We start from the raw sequence: 18,860 nt of genomic DNA, 5'->3' as shown, positions 1-18,860 counted from the left end.
GACGAGAACAACACCCATGACCGCCACCCCTTCCGGCTCCCGTTTCGTCAACATCGGCGAGCGCACCAACGTCACCGGCTCCGCGAAATTCAAGAAGCTGGTCATGGCCGGCGACTATCCCGCTGCCATCGAAGTCGCCCGCCAGCAGGTGGAGAACGGCGCGCAGGTCATCGACGTCAACATGGACGAGGGCCTGCTCGACGCCGTCGAGGCGATGACCACCTACCTCAAGCTTATCGCCGCCGAGCCGGACATCGCCCGCGTGCCGGTGATGGTCGACAGCTCCAAGTGGGAGGTGATCGAGGCGGGCCTCAAATGCGTGTCCGGCAAGCCGATCGTCAATTCCATCTCGATGAAGGAAGGCGAAGCGCCGTTCCTGGAACATGCGCGCAAGTGCATGGCCTATGGCGCCGCCGTGGTCGTCATGGCCTTCGACGAGACCGGGCAGGCCGACACCAAGGAGCGCAAGATCGAAATCTGCGAGCGCGCCTACAAGCTGCTCGTCGGCATCGGCTTCCCGCCCGAAGACATCATCTTCGACCCCAACGTCTTCGCCGTCGCCACCGGCATCGAGGAGCATGACCGCTACGGGCTCGACTTCATCGAGGCGGTGGCGGAAATCCGCGCGCGCTGCCCGCACGTCCACTTCTCGGGCGGTCTGTCGAACCTCTCGTTCAGCTTCCGCGGCAACGAGACAGTGCGCCGCGCGATGCACTCGATATTCCTGTACCACGCCATCCCGGCGGGTCTGGACATGGCGATCGTCAACGCAGGCCAGCTCGACGTCTACGACCAGATCGACCCGGCGCTGCGCGAGGCCTGCGAAGACGTCATCATGATGCGCCGCCCCGGCGTGGGCGAGGACGGCAAGACCTCGACCGAACGCCTCATCGAACTTGCCGAAAGCTACAAGGGCAAGGACACCGTCGCCGAGAAGGCCGCCGAGGAATGGCGCGGCTGGGACGTGACCAAGCGCATCGAGCACGCGCTGGTGCGCGGCATCGATGCTTACGTGGTGGAAGACACCGAGGAGGCCCGCGCCGCGATCGCCGCTGCCGGCGGCCGCCCGATCGAAGTGATCGAAGGCCCGCTGATGGGCGGCATGAACGTGGTCGGCGACCTGTTCGGCAGTGGCAAGATGTTCCTGCCGCAAGTCGTGAAGTCCGCCCGCGTGATGAAGAAGGCCGTTGCTCACCTGATCCCCTTCATCGAGGCGGAAAAGGACGCCAAGTCCAAGGCGAAGGGCCGCATCATCATGGCCACCGTAAAGGGTGACGTCCACGATATCGGCAAGAACATCGTCGGCGTCGTGCTCCAGTGCAACGGCTACGAAGTGATCGACCTCGGCGTCATGGTGCCGTGGTCGAAGATCCTCGAATCGGCGAATGAGAACGAGGCCGACATCATCGGCCTGTCAGGCCTCATCACCCCCTCGCTGGACGAAATGGTGACCGTCGCCGAGGAAATGCAGCGCGCCGAGATGAATATCCCGCTGCTGATCGGCGGCGCGACGACCTCCAAGGTCCACACCGCGCTGCGCATCGACCCGGCCTATACCGGCACCGTGGTCCATGTGCTCGACGCCAGCCGCGCGGTGGGCGTCGCCTCGCAGCTGCTGTCCGACACGCAGGCGGAGGGCTTCAAGGCCTCGGTCGCGATCGACTACGAGAAGGTGCGCGAGGCCCGCGCCAACAAGGGCCAGAGCGACCTGCTGCCGCTGGCCGAGGCGCGCGCCAACGCCTTCCCCACCGACTTCGCCCAGAAGCCCGCCGCACCGGCGCAGCCGGGCCTGCATGTGTTCGAGGAGTGGGACCTCAAGGATCTGGTCGAAACCTTCGACTGGACCCCGTTCTTCCGCGCCTGGGAGCTGGCGGGCAACTACCCCGCGATCCTGACCGACGAGGTCGTGGGCGAAAGCGCCACCAGCCTGTTCGCCGATGCGCAGGCGATGCTGGCAAGGATCATCGACGAGAAATGGCTGACTGCGCGCGGCGTCTGCGCCTTCTGGCCTGCCCGCTCGGACGGCGACGACGTTCTGCTCGATGCCGGCGCTTCCGGCGCAACCCGCCTGCCCATGCTGCGCCAGCAGTTCAAGAAGTCGCGCGGCCGCGCGAACTTCTGCCTGTCGGACTTCATCGACCCGGCAGGCGACTGGCTTGGCGGTTTCGCCGTCGGCATCCACGGCATCGAGCCGCACCTGGAGCGCTTCAAGGCCGCGCATGACGACTATTCGGACATCCTGCTGAAAGCCCTCGCCGACCGCTTCGCCGAAGCCTTCGCCGAGCGCCTTCACGCCCATGTCCGCACCACCTTGTGGGGCTATGCGCCGGACGAGCAGTTCACCAACGAAGCCCTGATCCGCGAGGAATATCGCGGCATTCGCCCGGCCCCCGGCTATCCGGCCTGCCCGGACCATTCGCTCAAGCCGATCCTGTTCGACCTGCTGAAAGCGCAGGACAACGCCGGCATCGTCCTGACCGAAAGCCAGGCGATGCTGCCGACGGCGGCGGTCTCGGGCTTCTACTTCGCGCACCCGGAGAGCCAGTACTTCGGTGTCGCCCGCATCGGCCGCGACCAACTGGAGGACTACGCGGTGCGCCGCGGCGTCGACCTGCCGACCGCCGAACGCTGGCTGCGTCCGAACCTCGACTGACAGGCTTCTTGCGTCACGGCATCATTTCGCTCTTGCAACATATGCGGCGGACCATACCCTGCCGCCTATGACCGCAGCGCGCATCACCAGTCGAACCCTCGTCTACGACGGGTGGTACAAGTTCTATCGGCTGGAAGTGGAAATGCCGGACGGCGCCATCGTTGAACGGCATCTGCTCGACAACGGCTCGGCCGTCGCGGTGCTGCCCTATGACCCGGTCCGCCGCGTCTGCATGCTGATCGACCAGCCACGCGCGGGAGTGCTCGCCGCAGGTGAACCACCCGTGTGGGAAGCCATCGCGGGCAGTCTCGATGGTGCGTCGCCTGAAGCGCGCATCATCGAGGAAGCCTTCGAGGAAGGCGGTTTGAGGATTGAAGCGCTGGAGCCGGTGACCAACATGTGGTCGCTCTGCCCGGCCTCGACCGAGCGCGTGCAACTCTACCTCGCGCGCTATTCCAGCGAAGACCGCATCGGCGAGGGCGGCGGCGCTCACGATGAGGACGAGAACATCACCGTCCATGAAATCGGGCTCGACACCTTGCGCGACATGGCGCTCGGCGGCGAATTGACCGATGCCAAGACGCTGATCCTCGCCCAGGCGCTGCTGCTTCGCCACCCCGGTTTGTGGGCTGACCCGAGTTAAGTTGGCGAAAACCCGGCTGCGAGGTTTCCCCTCTGCGTCAGCCTCTGCCATAAAGCGCCGCGTGAACGACGACGACTGGCCTTTCGAGACGACCTTCTACGGCGAACCCGACGCCGACATGTTGGACATCCACGCGCCGGAAGTGGATTGGGCCCCCGCGCCACCGCCGACCGGAGAGGCGGTATCCAAGGCGCTGCACGAGGTATTCGGCTTCTCCGGCTTTCGCGGCGTGCAGGATCAGGTCGTCGACCGGGTGATCCATGGCCGCTCAACACTGGCGATCATGCCGACCGGCGCGGGCAAGTCGCTGACCTACCAGCTTCCCGCCGTGCTGCTTCAGGGCACTTGCGTGGTCGTCTCGCCCCTGATCGCGCTGATGCACGACCAGTTGCGCTCGGCCCGGGCCAACGGCATCCGCGCCGCGACGCTGACCAGCGCCGACACCGATCGCGGGGCAACGATGGATGCCTTCCGCGCGGGCGAGCTCGACTTGCTCTACATCGCCCCGGAGAGGGCCAGCCAGCCCCATTTCCGCGAACTGCTGCAGTCGGCCCGCGTCGGCCTCTTTGCTATCGACGAGGCGCACTGCGTCTCCGAATGGGGGCACGATTTCAGGCCCGACTATCGCCTGCTGCGACCGCTGCTCGACGCCTTCCCCAATGTCCCGCGCCTCGCGCTGACGGCGACGGCGGACCACCACACCCGCAGCGACATCCTGGCCCAGCTCGGCATTCCCGAGGAAGGCCTGATCGTCGCCGGGTTCGATCGGCCCAACATCCGCTACACCATCCGCCCGCGCGAGAGCGCCATGCGCCAGCTCAAGGCGGTGGTAGATGAAAACCCCGGCCCCGGAATCATCTACGCTCCCACCCGCGCTCGCGTCGAACAGCTGGCAGAAACGCTTACGCGCGAGACAGGACGGCGGGTCCTGCCTTATCACGCAGGCCTCGATCCCGAGATTCGCGCCCACAATCAGGCCGCCTTCGTTGCCAGCGAGGACATGGTGATGGTCGCGACAGTCGCCTTCGGCATGGGCATCGACAAGCCGGACGTCCGCTTCGTCGCCCACGCCGGCATCCCCAAGTCGATCGAGGCCTACTATCAGGAAACCGGCCGCGCGGGGCGTGACGGCGACCCTTCCGTGGCGGTCATGTTCTGGGGCGCTGACGACTTCGCGCGCGCCCGTCAGCGGCTTGCCGAAATCGAGCCGCACCGCCAGCAGAGCGAACGCCAGCGTCTCGATTCGCTGGCCGGGCTAGTCGAGACGGCCGACTGCCGCCGCGCCGTGCTTCTGCGCCACTTCGGCGAAACGCCGGCGCAGACGTGCGGCAACTGCGACAACTGCCTGCAGCCGGTAGGGGTCGTCGATGTCACCGAAGTGGCGCGCAAATTGCTCTCGGCCGTTTTTCGCACCGGACAGTCCTATGGCCTGGGGCATCTGGAGAAAGTTCTTTCGGGCGTGGCCGATGACCGCGTGCTCCAGCGCGGCCATGACAAGCTCTCCGTCTTCGGCATCCTGACCGATGATGAGAAGCCGCTGCTCAAGGCCCTCGCCCGCGCTCTACAGGCCCGCGGCAGCCTGACCGCCACCGAGCACGGCGGCCTTGCGCTGGGCGGCGACGCCCGTGCCATTCTGAAGGGTGAGGCGGCCGTGGCAATCGTCGTGCCGCCCAAGCAGGATCGCAAACGTCGTTCGCGCAGCGGTGATACGGGCGCCAATCCCATCGGCGAGCCTTTGTTCGATGCCCTGCGAGAGTTGCGCCGTGAACTTGCCAAGGAAGCAGGGGTGCCGCCCTACGTCATCTTCCACGACTCGACCCTGCGCGAGATGGCCGCGGCACGACCTTCGTCACTGGACGAACTTGGCTCGATTGGTGGAGTCGGTACGCGCAAACTGGAAGCTTACGGCGATGCGTTCCTCGCCGTAGTCCGCCAGCACTGAAACTTGTCGAACCTCCTTCAGTCGCTTCCATCGCCGCCGAAGGTCACCGGGACAGCCAGAAGAAATGGTAATTCGGGTGAAGCAATTCGCGACTCCGAGCCGTTCCGGTGGATCAGGACGACGCGCCCGACCCCGGGGGTCGCCACGACCGCCGACACGCTATCAACCCATTCATGAAGAACCGCGCGCGCGCGTGTCAGACCTTCAGGCTCGCGGGTCGCGGTCCCCGAGGCTTCGAGTTCAGCTTCGAGATCGACAATGCGGCTGGTCACCTCGTCGATACGATCGGTGGATTGATCGGTCATGGCTGCACTCCTCGGGCACGGACTTATGCGTCTGTCTGGACAATACCCGTCCGGGCAATTTCGCAAGGCACCGGCCGCGAAATTCGCATTCTGCAAACTTCCAAACTGTCTTTTAGGAACGCGGCAGCGCTTTCGACAAGCCTGCACACCATCACATCGCCGCCGCGGTGCTCGCATCGCAGACTGGCGAACTCGCCAGGACTTCCGCTTCGGCAGCAGTAACTGAAAGAGGTTGTGCCGACGGCCGAAACGGCCCGCCAGTCATGGCCTTATCGAAGCAAGGCAAGGACGAGGGGAGAGACGCCTTCGATATACCACTTCACGGCGATGATTGCACAAGTGACGGATACCGAATTGGCGGCAAACCTGAGCCAGCTTGGTTGCCCACCCCGATTGCTCGCTCCGAGCTCCAACAACGCCGCTACGACCACGAATACCGCGATCTGCCACCGCGTTTCGATCAATTGGAACGTTAAACGGGAAAAGGCACCGCAAAATGCGAAGAGCGCTGCCGCGGCGACAATTCGAACAAGTGTAAGCGATCGCTGCATCGCAGCAGCCTAAAGGCCTCCATTTGCTGACACAAGCCTCGCTTGCCAGTTCCTCAAACTCCCCATTCGCGCATTCCGGTCACGGCCTGACAAAGGAATACCTTACGAGGAGGTGCGCCTTGGTGAGTTCTCCCGATAGACAGTGATCGAACGTCTAGAATAGACAATCCGGCGATTGCTACCTGGAAGGAGACGATATGTGATCGCTGACTGGTCTCCAGAATTTGGTGCTCCAACTTCAGGAGGATCACTCACGATAGCTATCTACCTCGTCGCGTGCCTTGCATCGTTATATGCCGTCCTGCGCGATAAGCCGGAGAACGCTGCCGCGTGGCTTGGAATATTCATTCAGGTTGGGCTTCTCACTATCAACAAGTACTTTGACGTCCAAACCTGGTTCGCCGACATCATGCGCGACAAAGCACATATCTCCGGATGGTACGATAGTAGGAGAGTATTTCAGCATATATTCTTCATATCATGCGTAATCATGTTTTTATTGATCACATTCTGGATAATACCTCTGATAAATCGTCGTGGTTATGCCTTATCAATTGCCATGCTCAGCACTTTTTTTCTGACCATCTTCGTTTGCGTGCGGGCCGTCTCTCTACATAGCATAGACAGCTTTCTGGGCTCACCCGTCATGGGCGTGTCGATGAATGACGTTTTTGAGCGCTGCGGTATTGCCGTCACCGCAATATCCGCGCTTGTAGTGCGGCGATCCGCATTCCCCGGCAAACGATGAATTGCCCGCCCGGATTGCCCGCTTCCCCCTTGCGGCTGGTTTAGAGCCCATGTTCGGGGTATCGAGATCAATCTCCTAGTGGCCCTACAGTCAAACTGCGGTCAGCATGCAAGTGGTGCCGGGGCAAGCGACGCGCTGGTCACCGGCTGAGCGGGTGATGCCCCTCGCCGCGCCAAGGCGAAGGCACCCGACAAGGCTCCCGATAGCAGCCAGGTCACCGGCGTGAGCGAGGAATTCGGGATCATGTCTATCAGGTTGAAAGACAGCATCAGGGCCAATGCACTCGTTTCGGGGGATATGCGCGCGCGATATCGAAACAACCCCAGCAGAGGAAAACAGATAAGCCCGAATTGAGTCAGATAGCCGAGCCAGCCCGAATAGCCGAAGGAAATAACCCACGCGCCGTCAGTGATCGAAGCGTCCCTGCCCGTCTCCGGATCGTAGACCCGCGACCTGCCCCAGCCACCCCATCCAAACCATGGCCGCTCGTTGGCTTTGGCCAGAAGGTTGTTTTCGTTGGTGATGCGTGTCTCGAACGAGCCCGAACGTTCCGAACTGTATTCGGCGACGGTACGGTTGAACCAGTCGACCGGGACCAGACCTGCCCCTCGCGTGATCGGATATGTCAGAAAGATTACCGCCACCATCGCGACCAGCACTAGCTGGCGACGAGGCCGCATCAGCATGGCCAGCATCATGATACTGCCAAGCAGCAATGCGCCAAGCGACTTCTGGAACAACAGAATAACCCACAGATACGCTGACAGGATTTGGGGCCGAAAGCCGAATATCCTGATCTGCGCGCCGCGAAGCGCCATGAGCGCCACTGAGCCCATTGCCAGGAACCAGGCGAGGACAAGGCCGTGGGAGAGGAACACCGTGGCCCGGAAACCGCCTCCGCGCACCTGCTGCCCGAACAAGGCCGGGTGCACGCCGTAGACCCACCGATGAAGCTGAGGGCTCATCTTGAATTCGAGCAAAGTCGGCAGCGAATACAAGAGCATCGCGCTTCCCATCAACAGCAGGATATTTCGCTGTGATGCCGAACTCGAAAGCGTCCTGACGCCGACGACAATCACTGCTGCAATGATCGCATTCTCGAACACCACGCCCAGCGCATCGTACATCGTAAGGGCCGGCAGGGGGTTGATCTTCTGGATGACGTCGGAATTCGTCAGCACAGTCAAAACCGGCGAAATCATGAACAGCGCCATAATCAGCATCAGCCCGCGGGGAAGAGGCAGCGTCGGCCCCCTGCGGTGGTGGTGGTTGAGATATGTGAGAACGATCCCGAGGGACACCACGGACTGCTTGGACAGATCCGGCAACCCCGGCAGATCGACGTTGATGTTCGAGGGCAGCAACAGGAATCCGGCAATGCAGCTGGATATGACGGCGCGGTCCAGCGGGAGCGCGCGGAAACCTAATGCGGCGAACCAGGGCCATAGCCACAGGACCACAGTTGAGAAGGCATTAGGAACGACACGTCTCCTGTAAATGCAGGGAATTCGGCACAAGATCAATTTGCGTACCTAGCCCGGGCAGCGCCATTCTAGTGACCAAGCGGCCTGAATTGAGGGGGGAAAATCCCTAGCGCCGGCGCCGGGCATTTGCCGCTGAGGCAGAAAGCCGCGCATGGCAGCGAACGAACATGCCGCAGGATAGCCGAATTGGCATCCAGTCGGAAAATTATGCAAAAAACGTCAGTCCTTCCTGCTCTTCCCAATGGGCATATCATTAAATTCCATAATGATTTGGGGACATTTACTTGCAGCGATAATCGCCCGAAACAGAGGGAAGGGGCTTTTTCAGATCACGCCGCGCCAGGGGCGGATAGGATTGCCACGAGAATTATCGAGAAATCGCAATGATCGATCGCACGATCCTAGCGCGTCAGGTGGCAACTCCCGCCCGCAGCAAGAAACGCCGGGCCTCAAAGAGCAAGGTCTGAAATATGCGCTATCGTGTGCTGTTGATCGCAGAAGCGGCCAACCCGGAATGGGTCAGCGTTCCTCTCGTCGGCTGGTCGATAGCAAACGCCCTGCGTTCGGTGGCAGACGTCCATCTGGTCACTCAGGTTCGCAACCGCCCGGCAATCCTGCGCGCGGGGCTGGTCGAAGGCGTAGACTTCACCGCCATCGACAACGAAGCCCTGATGCGGCCGCTATGGGCCGTGGCTGAAAAGCTCAGGGGAGGCGCCGGAAAAGGCTGGACCACCCTCGCCGCGCTCGGCGCGCTGGCGTACCCGCAGTTCGAACGGATGGTGTGGGATCGGTTCGGAGACGCGATCACGGCAGGCAGCTTCGATGTGGTACATCGCGTCACGCCGCTCAGCCCGACGGCAGCCAGTTCGCTCGCCCGTCGATGCTCCCGCGTCGGCGTTCCTTTCGTGGTCGGTCCGATCAATGGCGGAATTCCATGGCCTAAAGGCTTCGACGGCGAGCGTCGCCGCGAAAAGGAATGGCTGTCTTACGTTCGCGGGGCATACCGGGTGCTGCCAGCCATCCGTCAGACCTGGCGCTATGCCTCGGCGGTAGTCGTGGGTTCGGAACATACCGCGACGGAGCTTCCCGCCAGTTCGGCCGGCAAGACCGTCTATGTGCCGGAGAATGCGATCGACCCGGCGCGCTTTTCCAACTGCGGCACTGCCGCACGGTATGATACGCTCAATCTTTGCTTCATCGGTCGCCTTGTCCCTTACAAGGGACCCGACATCGCAATCGAGGCCGCCGCCGATCTTCTTCGGTCCGGGAAAGCCCGCCTTACGATGATCGGCGACGGTCCGATGATGTCCTCCTTGCGCGAACTGGCCGAGCGGCTCGGCGTCGCAAATGCCGTTGATTTCGCCGGATGGGTCGAACACGGCGAGATTCCGCGCCGCGTGGCGGATCACTCGGTATTTCTCTTTCCCAGTGTCCGTGAATTCGGAGGAGGCGCGGTTGTCGAGGCAATGGCGCTCGGACTCGTGCCCATAGTGGTGGATTACGGTGGTCCGGGGGAGATCGTCAGTGCCAACACGGGTTTTCGTCTGCAGCTCGGGACCCGTGCAGAACTGCTCTTCAGAGCCCGCTGCGTTCTGCTCGACATCGCCGCAGGAACCCACAACCTGCCCGAAATGGCCGCACGCGGACGCGCCAGGGTCGAAGCGCTCTACACATGGCCCCGCAAGGCCGCGCAACTGGTTGAAGTCTACCGCTGGCTTCGCGGGCAACGCCAGGGGCCCCCGGAGTTCGAATACTTCGATCGACCGGACGCCGCCTTCGCAGCCGTCCCGATTGAAAGCCAGATCAGGGCAGCGGGCTGAGTGTCAGCCGCCAACGACATGGCTCGCCCCGCAGCGCATCGCTCGCGAAGCGGCCGCGCGCACGAACGCATCGCAACGAACGCCTTCGGTCAACCCCGGCTTCAATGGCCGCATGCAATGATCAGGATCGCAGCTGCATGAACCATGCCCAGCTATCAGACGTGCCCGGCGGCTCCATTCCCGCCGGCCCTGTTCTCCTCGGTCGCATCAGGAACCTGCTGCTGCGGGACACCAACATCGTTGTCATCTCGGTCGTCCTGAACAATCTCATGAGGGCGGTCAGCAGCGTCCTCCTGACTCGCCTGCTGGTTCCGGAGGTGTTCGGCATCACCGGCATCATCAGTTCGATCGCATTCACCGTCGGCATGATGTCCGATCTCGGCTTTCAGGGCTTCGTGATACGCCATCCCGATGGCGACAAACCGCGCTTCCTCGACACCATCTGGACGATGCAGGTGTTGCGTTCGGTCATGGTGACCGTGGCAATCCTGGCGGCAGCGCCCGCCATCGCCGCCTTGCTGGGTAAGCACGATCTCGAGATCGTCATCATCGTCTCGACGCTGTCTTTCCTGATCGACGGCGTGGCTTCCATCACCATGCTCACGGCGCTGCGTCATCGCATGATCCTGCGGTTGTCCCTGCTGGAACTGGCGGTTCTGACGCTCCAGGTGCTGCTGTCGGTCGTGTTCGCATATTTCTGGCGCAGTTACTGGGCCATCCTTGCCGCCGGGATGATCAGCAGCGCTTTCAAGACATTGCTAAGCTATCTGGTGTTCTCGAATTCGCTGCGGAGACCTGCCCTCGACCGCGGGTACATCAAGGATCTCTGGGGTTTTGCCCGGTTCGTGACAGGATCCAGCATCATCACTCTGTTCCTGCTGCAGGGCGACAAGCTGGTTTTGGCGCGCCTGATGCCGCTCGATCAGTTCGGCATCTATATGCTGGCGGTAAATCTTGCGGGAGCGCCCTTGGCGTTCGCCTGGGGCTATGCGAGCCGCGTGCTCTCTCCCTATTATGCGCAGGCCTGGCGCGACGGGATGCCCGACCTGCGGACCCTGTTCTATGCCAAGCGCCGCCTTCCCTCGCTGCTCTACAGCTTCGCCGCAGGCGGACTGATCGGAAGCGCGCCGTTGATCATCGCCATACTCTATGACCCGCGTTACGCCGATGCGGCCATCTATCTCCAACTGCTGTCCATCTCGTCCCTGCTGGCCTTGCCTTCCAACAGCGCAAACGAAGCGCTTACGGCCACGGGCTACGTCTCCCTCATGTTCCAGTCCAACGTGACGAAGTTCATCGGCATCCTCATCGCGGGCCTCATCGGGTTCAATGTGTGGGGCGTACTGGGCCTTGTCACCGCCGTGGGCCTGATCGAGATTCCGCCGCTCATCTTCAAATGGTTCCGGTTGCGCCAAGTGGGCCTGCTGGACCTGCGCAAGGAACTGTTGTTCCTTGCTGCCAGCATCCCGGGCGTGGCCATCGGCGCTGCCGGCGACTGGCTGCTCCGGCCGATGTTTGCCTGAAAGCGGAATGTCTCGCGTGTTCTTGCCGATCCTGTTCGAGCCGATGCGACATCGCGCTTCACGAACACTGCGGCAATATGGGGAAGGGAGCACACCCCTCCGATTATTGCTAATGACCCCTGCCAATTGTGTGCCGAGTTCATTCCCCGATACTGGAGCAGTCCGAAAAACTCCGGGTGGAGAAGGCGTTGAATACTCTTGCTCGCACCTCAAGTTACTGGGAAGCTGCCAGTCCATCACCGCTTGCAACGGTAAGCATCGTTGTGCCGGTCTATGCCGGAGCCGCCTATCTGCGCGCGCTTGTTTCCGCACTCGATGCGCTGCGGCTCGAATGGCAAGAACACGGCGCTCCGCTCATCCTCGCCGAGGCGATTTTCGTCGACGACGCTGCCATTGACGCATCCGGTCCCCTGCTCGACGAACTGGGCCGCTCGCATCCGTGGGTCGTGCCAATCCATCTCTCCCGCAATTTCGGGCAGCACCCCGCCACCATCGTCGGAATACTTCACAGCTCGGGCGACTGGGTCGTCACGATGGACGAGGATCTGCAGCACCGGTGCGAGGCCATACCGGCGCTTCTGCGCGAAGCCGTCACCGCCCAACTGGACATCGTCTATGCAAAGCCGGCCTCGGCGGTGCATGAAGCCGCCATCCGGGATGGCTCCTCCCGCAGCTTCAAACGCGCCATGCAGTGGCTTACCGACAACCCGAACCTGACAAGCTTCAACAGCTTTCGCCTGATGCGCGGATCGATTGCGCGCGCCGCAGCCAGCGTCTGCTCGCACGACACATACCTCGACATAACCTTGTGCTGGTTTACCCAGAGGATCGGCACTCTGGCCGTCGAGATGAAAGACGAACGGTTCATCCGCACCGGGCGATCGGGCTATAGCCTGAAGTCTCTCTTCGCGCACGCTTGGCGAATGATATTCTCGAGCCAGATCAAGATCCTGCGCCTTGGCGCCATCGCCGGCTTCGCCGTCGTAGGCATCTCGATCCTCGCCGCGGTCTATTTCATCTGCCTCAAGCTTCTCTATCCCGAACAGATCCAGGTCCATGGGTGGACGTCGCTGTTCCTCGCCGTAACCTTCTTTGGTGGCCTTTCCATCTTCATGCTCGGGATCTCGCTCCAGTATCTGTCGTCGCTGGTGCTCAAAGCTCATGGAAAACCGACGTATTTCACAATCGATAGGTCAGGTGACGCGGCGACTTGCGAGTGGTTTGCGGCCCGGCACGAGGGCGCGCAAAGCACGGCTCGCTCCATTGCCGCCGCATGAGAATGCTGCGCATCCGCGGTGAGGAACGCCTCACGGTTCTCCTCTTCGGCCTCGGCCTCATCGGAGAAACCCTGGACCGCGCCTTGCGGCTGCGCTTCTCGGCCTCCGTCCAGGAATACCCGTATGACTGGTACGACGGCGAAACGAGGCAAGACCAGCGGGCCGCGATCGTGGCGGCTCTGGGAGATGCGACACGTATCGCGGTGGTGTGGTCGGGCGGGATCAGCGGGTTCGGTTCTTCCCGCGAGGAGATGCTCGCGGAAGGCGAAATTCTTGGCGAACTGATCGACTGGGCGCAGAGATTGCAGACCCGATACCAGGTGGATTTTCACCTGATCAGTTCGGCGGGGGGGCTGTTCGAAGGCCAGACCCACTGTACTGCCGCCAGCAGACCCCGTCCGCTGCGCCCTTACGGCGAGGGCAAACTGTATCAGGAAGAGCGGCTACTGTCCGCGCACTTCCGGCGGCGCCATATCTACCGCCCCAGTTCCGTTTACGGCGGTGGGCGCTCGAAACGGCTGGGACTGGCAACGGCGCTCGCCGCCAATGCTCTGACCGGCAAGACCACCCGGATCATGGGAAACCCCGCCACCTTGCGCGATTATGTGCTTTCGGACGACATCGGCAGGTTCATGGCACGGCGCGTCGTGAACCCCGGCCCTGCCGACGAGATCATGACGATGGCAAGCGGCCGCCCCTCCTCCGTTGGCGAAATGGTCGAACTGGTCAGGGCAAAACTCGCCCTGCCGATGCTGGTGCAATTCGACCCTCACCCATCAAATGCCCGGCACATGAGCTTCCTGCCTTCATCGCTGCCGTTCGACTGGCAACCGACCGCCCTGGAATGCGGCATCGCTGAGTTGGTGAACGCGGTGCGCAAGAGGCTTAGCTGAGAGAGGCGGACATGGCTGACCACGTCGAGAACCCCTTGCGCGCGCACCGGCCGCTGCTGGCGATCTGGCTGCTGTCGATCCCGATTCTGGGGCTGCTCTATATAAAGATCGCCCCGTCTCCGGATCAGGCTCAGTTCAACTACATGGCGTGGATGGCGACCAAAGGCTATCCCTTCTATGCGGGCAGCTTCGACATGAATTGGCCGGGCGGGATGATCCTGCACAAAATCGCCGTTCAACTGTTCGGGCCCAGCGCGGAAGCATGGCACCTGTTCGACTTCATCCTGATGCAACTGGTCACCGTGATGGCGGCCCTGTTCCTGCACCGGGCCAGATTTACGCTCGCCCCCTTCGTAACCCTCGCGCTCTACCCCGCAATCTATGTGACTGCGGGTGGCTGGATGGCGGGACAGCGCGACATCATTGCAGTGGGAGTACTGATTGCCGCCTGCAGCATGATGCTGGCCCCGCGCTCGCAGGAACTGCGATCGATGGCCCTGGCAGGTGCACTGGTCGCGATGGCGGTGCTGATCCGCCCGACCTATGTTTCGTTTCTGGCTGGCCTCGCCTTGCTGGAACTACTGCCGGCCCAGTGGACAAGGCTGACGCGTCGTACCGGCCCTATCGCGCGCGTCGGCACCCTCGTGCTGACGTTCTGCCTCGTGATCGCGGCGATAGCCACTGCCGGAGCATGGATCGGCAACCTTGACGATTTCTATCAGCAGACCGTCTCCTTCACGCTGTCTGCCTACATGGGAAGCCCGGCGCGGAACATGACCAAAACCGTGACGGACCTGCTGCTTGGCGCCTATCATTGGGTCTTCGCCCTCGGGCTGACCGGGCTGGGACTGTGGATATGGCGCAGCCGAAGGCTCGAGTACCCCCTGCTCCTCCTGCTGGGCCTTACCGCAGCCATAGCGCTATCCTATACGGTGCAGCACAAGGGCTTTGGCTATCATCTGGGCGGAGTACTGCCGATTCTGGTCATGCTGACCGCCATCGCCTTCGATGAGGTCCGGCGCTTCATCAGCGAGCCGAGCCGGACGGCTCCCGGAAGACGGCTTGGCAGCGCTGTTCTTGCAGGCATGGCGCTGCTCACGCTCACCGGAACGGGAGCGAAACTGATCCACCATCGCGAACAGTTCCTCGATCTGCGCAACGGCCTTGCGCCGCTAGGCACTTATAGCAACCTGACCGAAGCTGAGCAGTTACGGCTCGTCGAGATCATCCGCAGCCGCACGTCGCCGGACGAACGCGTCGTTCTTTACGGCACCGCCTATCAGATACCTTACCTCGCCCAGCGCCTGCCTCCGTATCGCTTCATCAATCCCGCAGTCGAGCAGATTTCGCCGGACTTTGCCTATTACGCAGCATGGACCAAGGAGGCCGAGGACGGCCTCCGGATCAGCAGGCCGAAGCTGATCCTGGTGATGGAGGATGCCCTAGGCGAGAACCCCGAAGCGGCTCGACGTACGAGGACAGACGGACGCCCCATCTTCAACGCCATCAAGAGCTACATGGGCGATGACTACCGGATCGCTTACGAGGGGCCGTTCGGGGTGCTTTATGAAAGGACCGTCACCTGATGCGTTCGGAACTAGGAAGGGCTCTGCGGTTCATCGCGGTAGGCCTTTCATCTACCGCCTTCTATCTGGCTGCCCTGTGGGCCCTTGGGCGGTGGATACATAGCCTGATCATCCTGACCGCGCTTTGTTACCTGCTCAGCATGGCCTGCAACTTTGTCCTGCAAAGTACTTTCACATTCCGCGCAGGGCCGCCGACCAGACACGCCCTGCTACGCTTCGGCACGATGCATCTCCTGGCAATGGCGGGCAATTCGGGGCTGATGTATCTGCTGGTGTCGGACCTGCGGATCCCGCTGTTCGGGGCTCAGGTCGCGGTGACGGGCGTGATCTCGGTCTGCATTTTCATAGTCTCGAAAACATGGGTCTATCGCCCGGTTGGCCCATCCCTGAAAACGGCCGTTCTCAATTCCGGATACAAGTGACGAGGTCCGCCGCAGAAACGGAAGTCAGGAAATTGGCATGGGCATGCGCCTGCCCGGCGCCCCCCACCCGCTCGCGGATTTCCGGGCGCTCGGCAAGCTGTGCGAGAATGTCGGCCAGGGCCGCCTCATCGCCCTGAGTGAAGAGAAACCCTGTTTCCTCATGCCGGATCATTTCCTGGGTGCCGCCGATAATGGAACACACGACGGGAATACCGACACTCATCGCCTCCATGACCGCCACCGGCGCCGCCTCGCCGAACCCCACGCTCGGCAGGACGAAGGCATCGTAGACCGCCAGAGACTTGCCGATATTGTCGTTGGCGACAGGCCCGATCATCCTCACCTGATCTTCCAGGCCAGCCTGGCCGATTGCGATTTCTATGTCCCTCGCGAAATCGCCGTCGCCGATGATGTCGTACTGAACCAGGATGCCTCTTTCCCGGAGCGCGCGCACCGCTTCAATCGCATGTCTGTGCCCCTTCATCGGGTTGAGCCGCGCGACGGTGACGATCTTCAATACGCGCGGCGCGCTCCAGTCCGTTCCCTTGCGGCTGTCGGGATCCAGCTCGATGCCCATCCGGATCAGCTTGGGCTCCTCCGTAAGGCCCGGAACGTGTTCTCGGACCTGACCGCAAAGCGCATCGGTGACGCAGGCGACGAATTTCGCGTTTTCGAACTTGAAGCCATGCCCGCGGCCGTAAATGGCAAGATCGCCATGGAGCGAGAGGCTGAACGACGGCCCGCCGGACAATCTGCAGAACGCCAGAACATAGCCGGCGTCAGCGCAGCTGTGACCGTGAATATGATCGATCTTCTGGCGGCGGCAAAGGAACCTCAGTCGCGTGCCGATCACGGCGAGCATCGCCAGCTTGAGCCAGGATTCCTGCTCGTTCCGCAGTCGCCGCACATCATGGCGAACCAGGACTTTCAGGGAAAGGAAAACTGCGATGATCCAGTAAAGCGCGTCCCGGACCCGAAAGTCGGCCAGATAGAGCGTCCTATCCGCCGCCATCCTCGAGAAGGCATGGCTCACATTGCATTTCGGACGCCGGGTCGAGAAGATCGTGACCACTTCCCCTGACTTCTCGATGTGCAGGATTTCACGCCAGAAGAACCCGTGAGTCTGCCCAGGAAACTCCGGAACAAGATATCCAATGTTCACCAGGACCTCTCAGGATGACAACAAATCCACCGGTGCCGGCGCGCGGCCATGCCGACGCGACTTCCCCAGCTTGGGTGTCTATGTGTCATCGCATTCCCGCCGACGCCATTCCGGGGACCAAGCAACGGAAATCGTGGAGGGGCGATCCTTAATGAAAATGCCGTGGCAGATGACGGCTTGCAGGAAGCTGCGCGGCTCAACCTGAAGGGTGACCCCGGGCCTTCGCCCGAGGCAGTTGCTCACTCAGGTCTCTGCCTTCCTTCCGACGAGCCGACCCATTTACAGCGGGTTATCCAGCTGGATGATCGCCTCGTCGCTGGCGCGCTGGGTGGTCTTGAGCTGGCGCGCGGCCTTGAAGCTGGAGAGCACCGGCGCGTCGCGCTCGTAGATGTCGTTGAACGCCTGGAGCGTGCCGTCGATCGAGCGAGCGAAAGTGAAGTAGGTGAGATAGACCGGGAAAGTCCGGGTCATCGCCACTTTCTTGTACTCGCCCGCGCGCGACAGTTCGGCGGCATCGGTGCTGGACATGCCGGCGCCGAGAATCGCCATCGTCATGCCCAGTTCCACCGCACGCTCGGTGCGGATGCAACCATGGCTGAAGGCGCGCACATCGGAGTTGAAGTACGACTTGGCGGGCGTGTCATGCAGGTAGATCGCATGCGGGTTGGGCATGTCGATCTTCATGAGGCCAAGCGCATTGCTGGGGCCGGGCTGCTGGACGACGGTGATCATCCCGTTCTCGGCCTTATAGCCCTTGTAGCCGTTGTTGGCGGCCCACTTCGGGTTGTTCATGACCTTGGCGCCCAGCCCCTCGCCCTTTACGATCGACTGCGGCACCGTCCAGGTCGGGTTGAAGACCACCGCGCTGACCGTCTCGGCCAGCTGCGGGGTTGCGGTACGACCAGGCTTGCCCACCACTGTCTTGTACGTGCGCAGGATCTTGTTCTTGACCACCAGGCGCAGCTGGAATTCCGGCACATTGGTCATCAGGTAGACGGTCCCGAGATCGCGGGCGAGCCAGCGCCAGCGGTCCATGTTGGCCTGGATCAGCGCGCGGCGATCCTTCTGCGCCATCGGCGTGGCGTTGAGCGCATCCTTGAGCGCGGCATAATCCGGGTTGGTCGGCGCGAGCTTGGCGACGACGCCGGCAACGTCGTGATCGGACAGCGCCTGCGCCATGATCTGCTGGGTGGGCATGGAATCCTGGTCGGGATCGACCGCGAACCACTGGACGCGCGCGGGCATCGGCGTGCGGCCATCGCGCAAGTCCTCGATCAGCCAGGCGAAGACGCGGCTGGCGAGCGCGTCGAGCGCATCGCCCTCACCCTTGGCGATGGCGGCCTTGAGCGCGGCGGGCTGGTAGTCGGCGGGGATCAGGCCTTCCTTGCCGATGTAGCCGATCGTGGAGAGCAGCGCCTGCGCATCAGACACCGTCCAGGGCATGACGGGCTCGGCCAGCGTCACTTCCTGCACGATAGGGGAGGAGACGGTCGGCGCCTGCACCGGCACGGCGCCCGGGGCAGACGAGGGCTGCGCGGTCGGGACCGCTGCGGGACGCACCGGCCTCGCGGTCGCAGGAGCCGTCGGTGTCGGCGTCGCGATCGTCGGCGGGAGCAGGTCCTCGGGCAACTTCTCGGTCTTGATTTTCTGCGCCTGAACCGGCTGCACGCCGACAGCCAGAAGCGTCAGCGCCGAGACGACGCTGGAACCGAAGCGCTTGAAACTCACCATATTGCCTTGAAACCTGCCCGATGGAGACCTTGGGGGGAAGACGCGCGGCGCTCTCCAAGGTTGCCGCCACGCCGCATAGATGTGCCCGTTTACGCGCCATTCTTCAAGGATGCGACATGT

Annotated in this window: 14 protein-coding genes; 10 read left to right on the top strand and 4 right to left on the bottom strand. The window is 62.4% G+C overall.

Annotation, left to right across the window (positions count from 1 at the left end):
• The first annotated feature begins 16 nt into the window (after window positions 1-16).
• From metH to recQ, 3 genes are all read left to right on the top strand, one after another.
• Window positions 17-2,653, top strand: a complete 2,637-nt coding sequence (metH, locus tag QRN25_RS23490) for a methionine synthase (RefSeq protein ID WP_285021755.1) — start codon at window positions 17-19, stop codon at window positions 2,651-2,653.
• A 67-nt stretch (window positions 2,654-2,720) separates the two neighbouring features.
• A complete protein-coding gene (locus tag QRN25_RS23485; RefSeq protein WP_285021753.1) occupies window positions 2,721-3,296 on the top strand; it encodes an NUDIX hydrolase in 576 nt (191 codons plus the stop codon).
• 61 nt (window positions 3,297-3,357) lie between these two features.
• A complete protein-coding gene (recQ, locus tag QRN25_RS23480) occupies window positions 3,358-5,238 on the top strand; it encodes a DNA helicase RecQ (protein WP_285021751.1) in 1,881 nt (626 codons plus the stop codon).
• Between the two features lie 17 nt (window positions 5,239-5,255).
• Here the strand turns inward: recQ and QRN25_RS23475 are convergent, their stop codons facing one another.
• The gene (locus QRN25_RS23475; RefSeq protein WP_285021749.1) at window positions 5,256-5,543 is read right to left on the bottom strand and encodes a hypothetical protein; all 288 of its coding nucleotides are present in this window, start codon (window positions 5,541-5,543) and stop codon (window positions 5,256-5,258) included.
• 750 nt (window positions 5,544-6,293) lie between these two features.
• Here QRN25_RS23475 and QRN25_RS23470 point away from each other — a divergent pair.
• Window positions 6,294-6,842 carry a hypothetical protein gene (locus tag QRN25_RS23470; RefSeq protein ID WP_285021748.1) on the top strand — a complete coding sequence of 183 codons (549 nt, stop codon included), beginning with the start codon at window positions 6,294-6,296 and terminating at the stop codon, window positions 6,840-6,842.
• A gap of 101 nt (window positions 6,843-6,943) precedes the next feature.
• Here the strand turns inward: QRN25_RS23470 and QRN25_RS23465 are convergent, their stop codons facing one another.
• Entirely contained in the window at window positions 6,944-8,302 is a 1,359-nt protein-coding gene (locus QRN25_RS23465; RefSeq protein WP_285021747.1) for a hypothetical protein, read from the bottom strand.
• 506 nt (window positions 8,303-8,808) lie between these two features.
• On the opposite strand from QRN25_RS23465, the gene QRN25_RS23460 reads away from it, so the two are divergent.
• The 6 genes from QRN25_RS23460 to QRN25_RS23435 all read left to right on the top strand — a co-directional run bounded on the left by QRN25_RS23460 (window position 8,809) and on the right by QRN25_RS23435 (window position 15,847).
• Window positions 8,809-10,146, top strand: a complete 1,338-nt coding sequence (locus QRN25_RS23460; protein ID WP_285021746.1) for a glycosyltransferase family 4 protein — start codon at window positions 8,809-8,811, stop codon at window positions 10,144-10,146.
• Window positions 10,147-10,283: 137 nt separating this feature from the next.
• Complete coding sequence (locus QRN25_RS23455) at window positions 10,284-11,669, top strand: oligosaccharide flippase family protein (protein ID WP_285021745.1); 1,386 nt, start codon at window positions 10,284-10,286, stop codon at window positions 11,667-11,669.
• A gap of 188 nt (window positions 11,670-11,857) precedes the next feature.
• Window positions 11,858-12,946 (top strand): glycosyltransferase, encoded by a 1,089-nt coding sequence (locus tag QRN25_RS23450; RefSeq protein ID WP_285021743.1) that lies wholly within the window; start codon window positions 11,858-11,860, stop codon window positions 12,944-12,946.
• A gap of 2 nt (window positions 12,947-12,948) precedes the next feature.
• Window positions 12,949-13,839, top strand: a complete 891-nt coding sequence (locus QRN25_RS23445) for an NAD-dependent epimerase/dehydratase family protein (RefSeq protein WP_271181258.1) — start codon at window positions 12,949-12,951, stop codon at window positions 13,837-13,839.
• A 35-nt stretch (window positions 13,840-13,874) separates the two neighbouring features.
• A complete protein-coding gene (locus QRN25_RS23440; protein WP_285021742.1) occupies window positions 13,875-15,425 on the top strand; it encodes a hypothetical protein in 1,551 nt (516 codons plus the stop codon).
• A complete protein-coding gene (locus QRN25_RS23435; RefSeq protein WP_285021741.1) occupies window positions 15,425-15,847 on the top strand; it encodes a GtrA family protein in 423 nt (140 codons plus the stop codon). Before QRN25_RS23440 ends, QRN25_RS23435 begins: the two co-directional genes overlap by 1 nt.
• Here the strand turns inward: QRN25_RS23435 and QRN25_RS23430 are convergent.
• On the bottom strand, window positions 15,828-17,009 hold the full coding sequence (locus QRN25_RS23430) for a glycosyltransferase family 4 protein (protein ID WP_271181255.1): 1,182 nt from the start codon (window positions 17,007-17,009) through the stop codon (window positions 15,828-15,830). The two genes, QRN25_RS23435 and QRN25_RS23430, sit on opposite strands and share 20 nt — an antisense overlap.
• 279 nt (window positions 17,010-17,288) lie before the next feature.
• Window positions 17,289-18,740, bottom strand: coding sequence for a L,D-transpeptidase family protein (locus QRN25_RS23425; RefSeq protein WP_271181254.1), 1,452 nt, complete (start codon window positions 18,738-18,740; stop codon window positions 17,289-17,291).
• Window positions 18,741-18,860: the final 120 nt, after the last annotated feature.

The organism is Novosphingobium sp. fls2-241-R2A-195, assembly GCF_030209485.1.
Lineage (GTDB): Bacteria > Pseudomonadota > Alphaproteobacteria > Sphingomonadales > Sphingomonadaceae > Novosphingobium > Novosphingobium resinovorum.
Note: the sequence above shows the minus strand (reverse complement) of the source record. Positions and strands in the feature narration are given on the sequence as shown.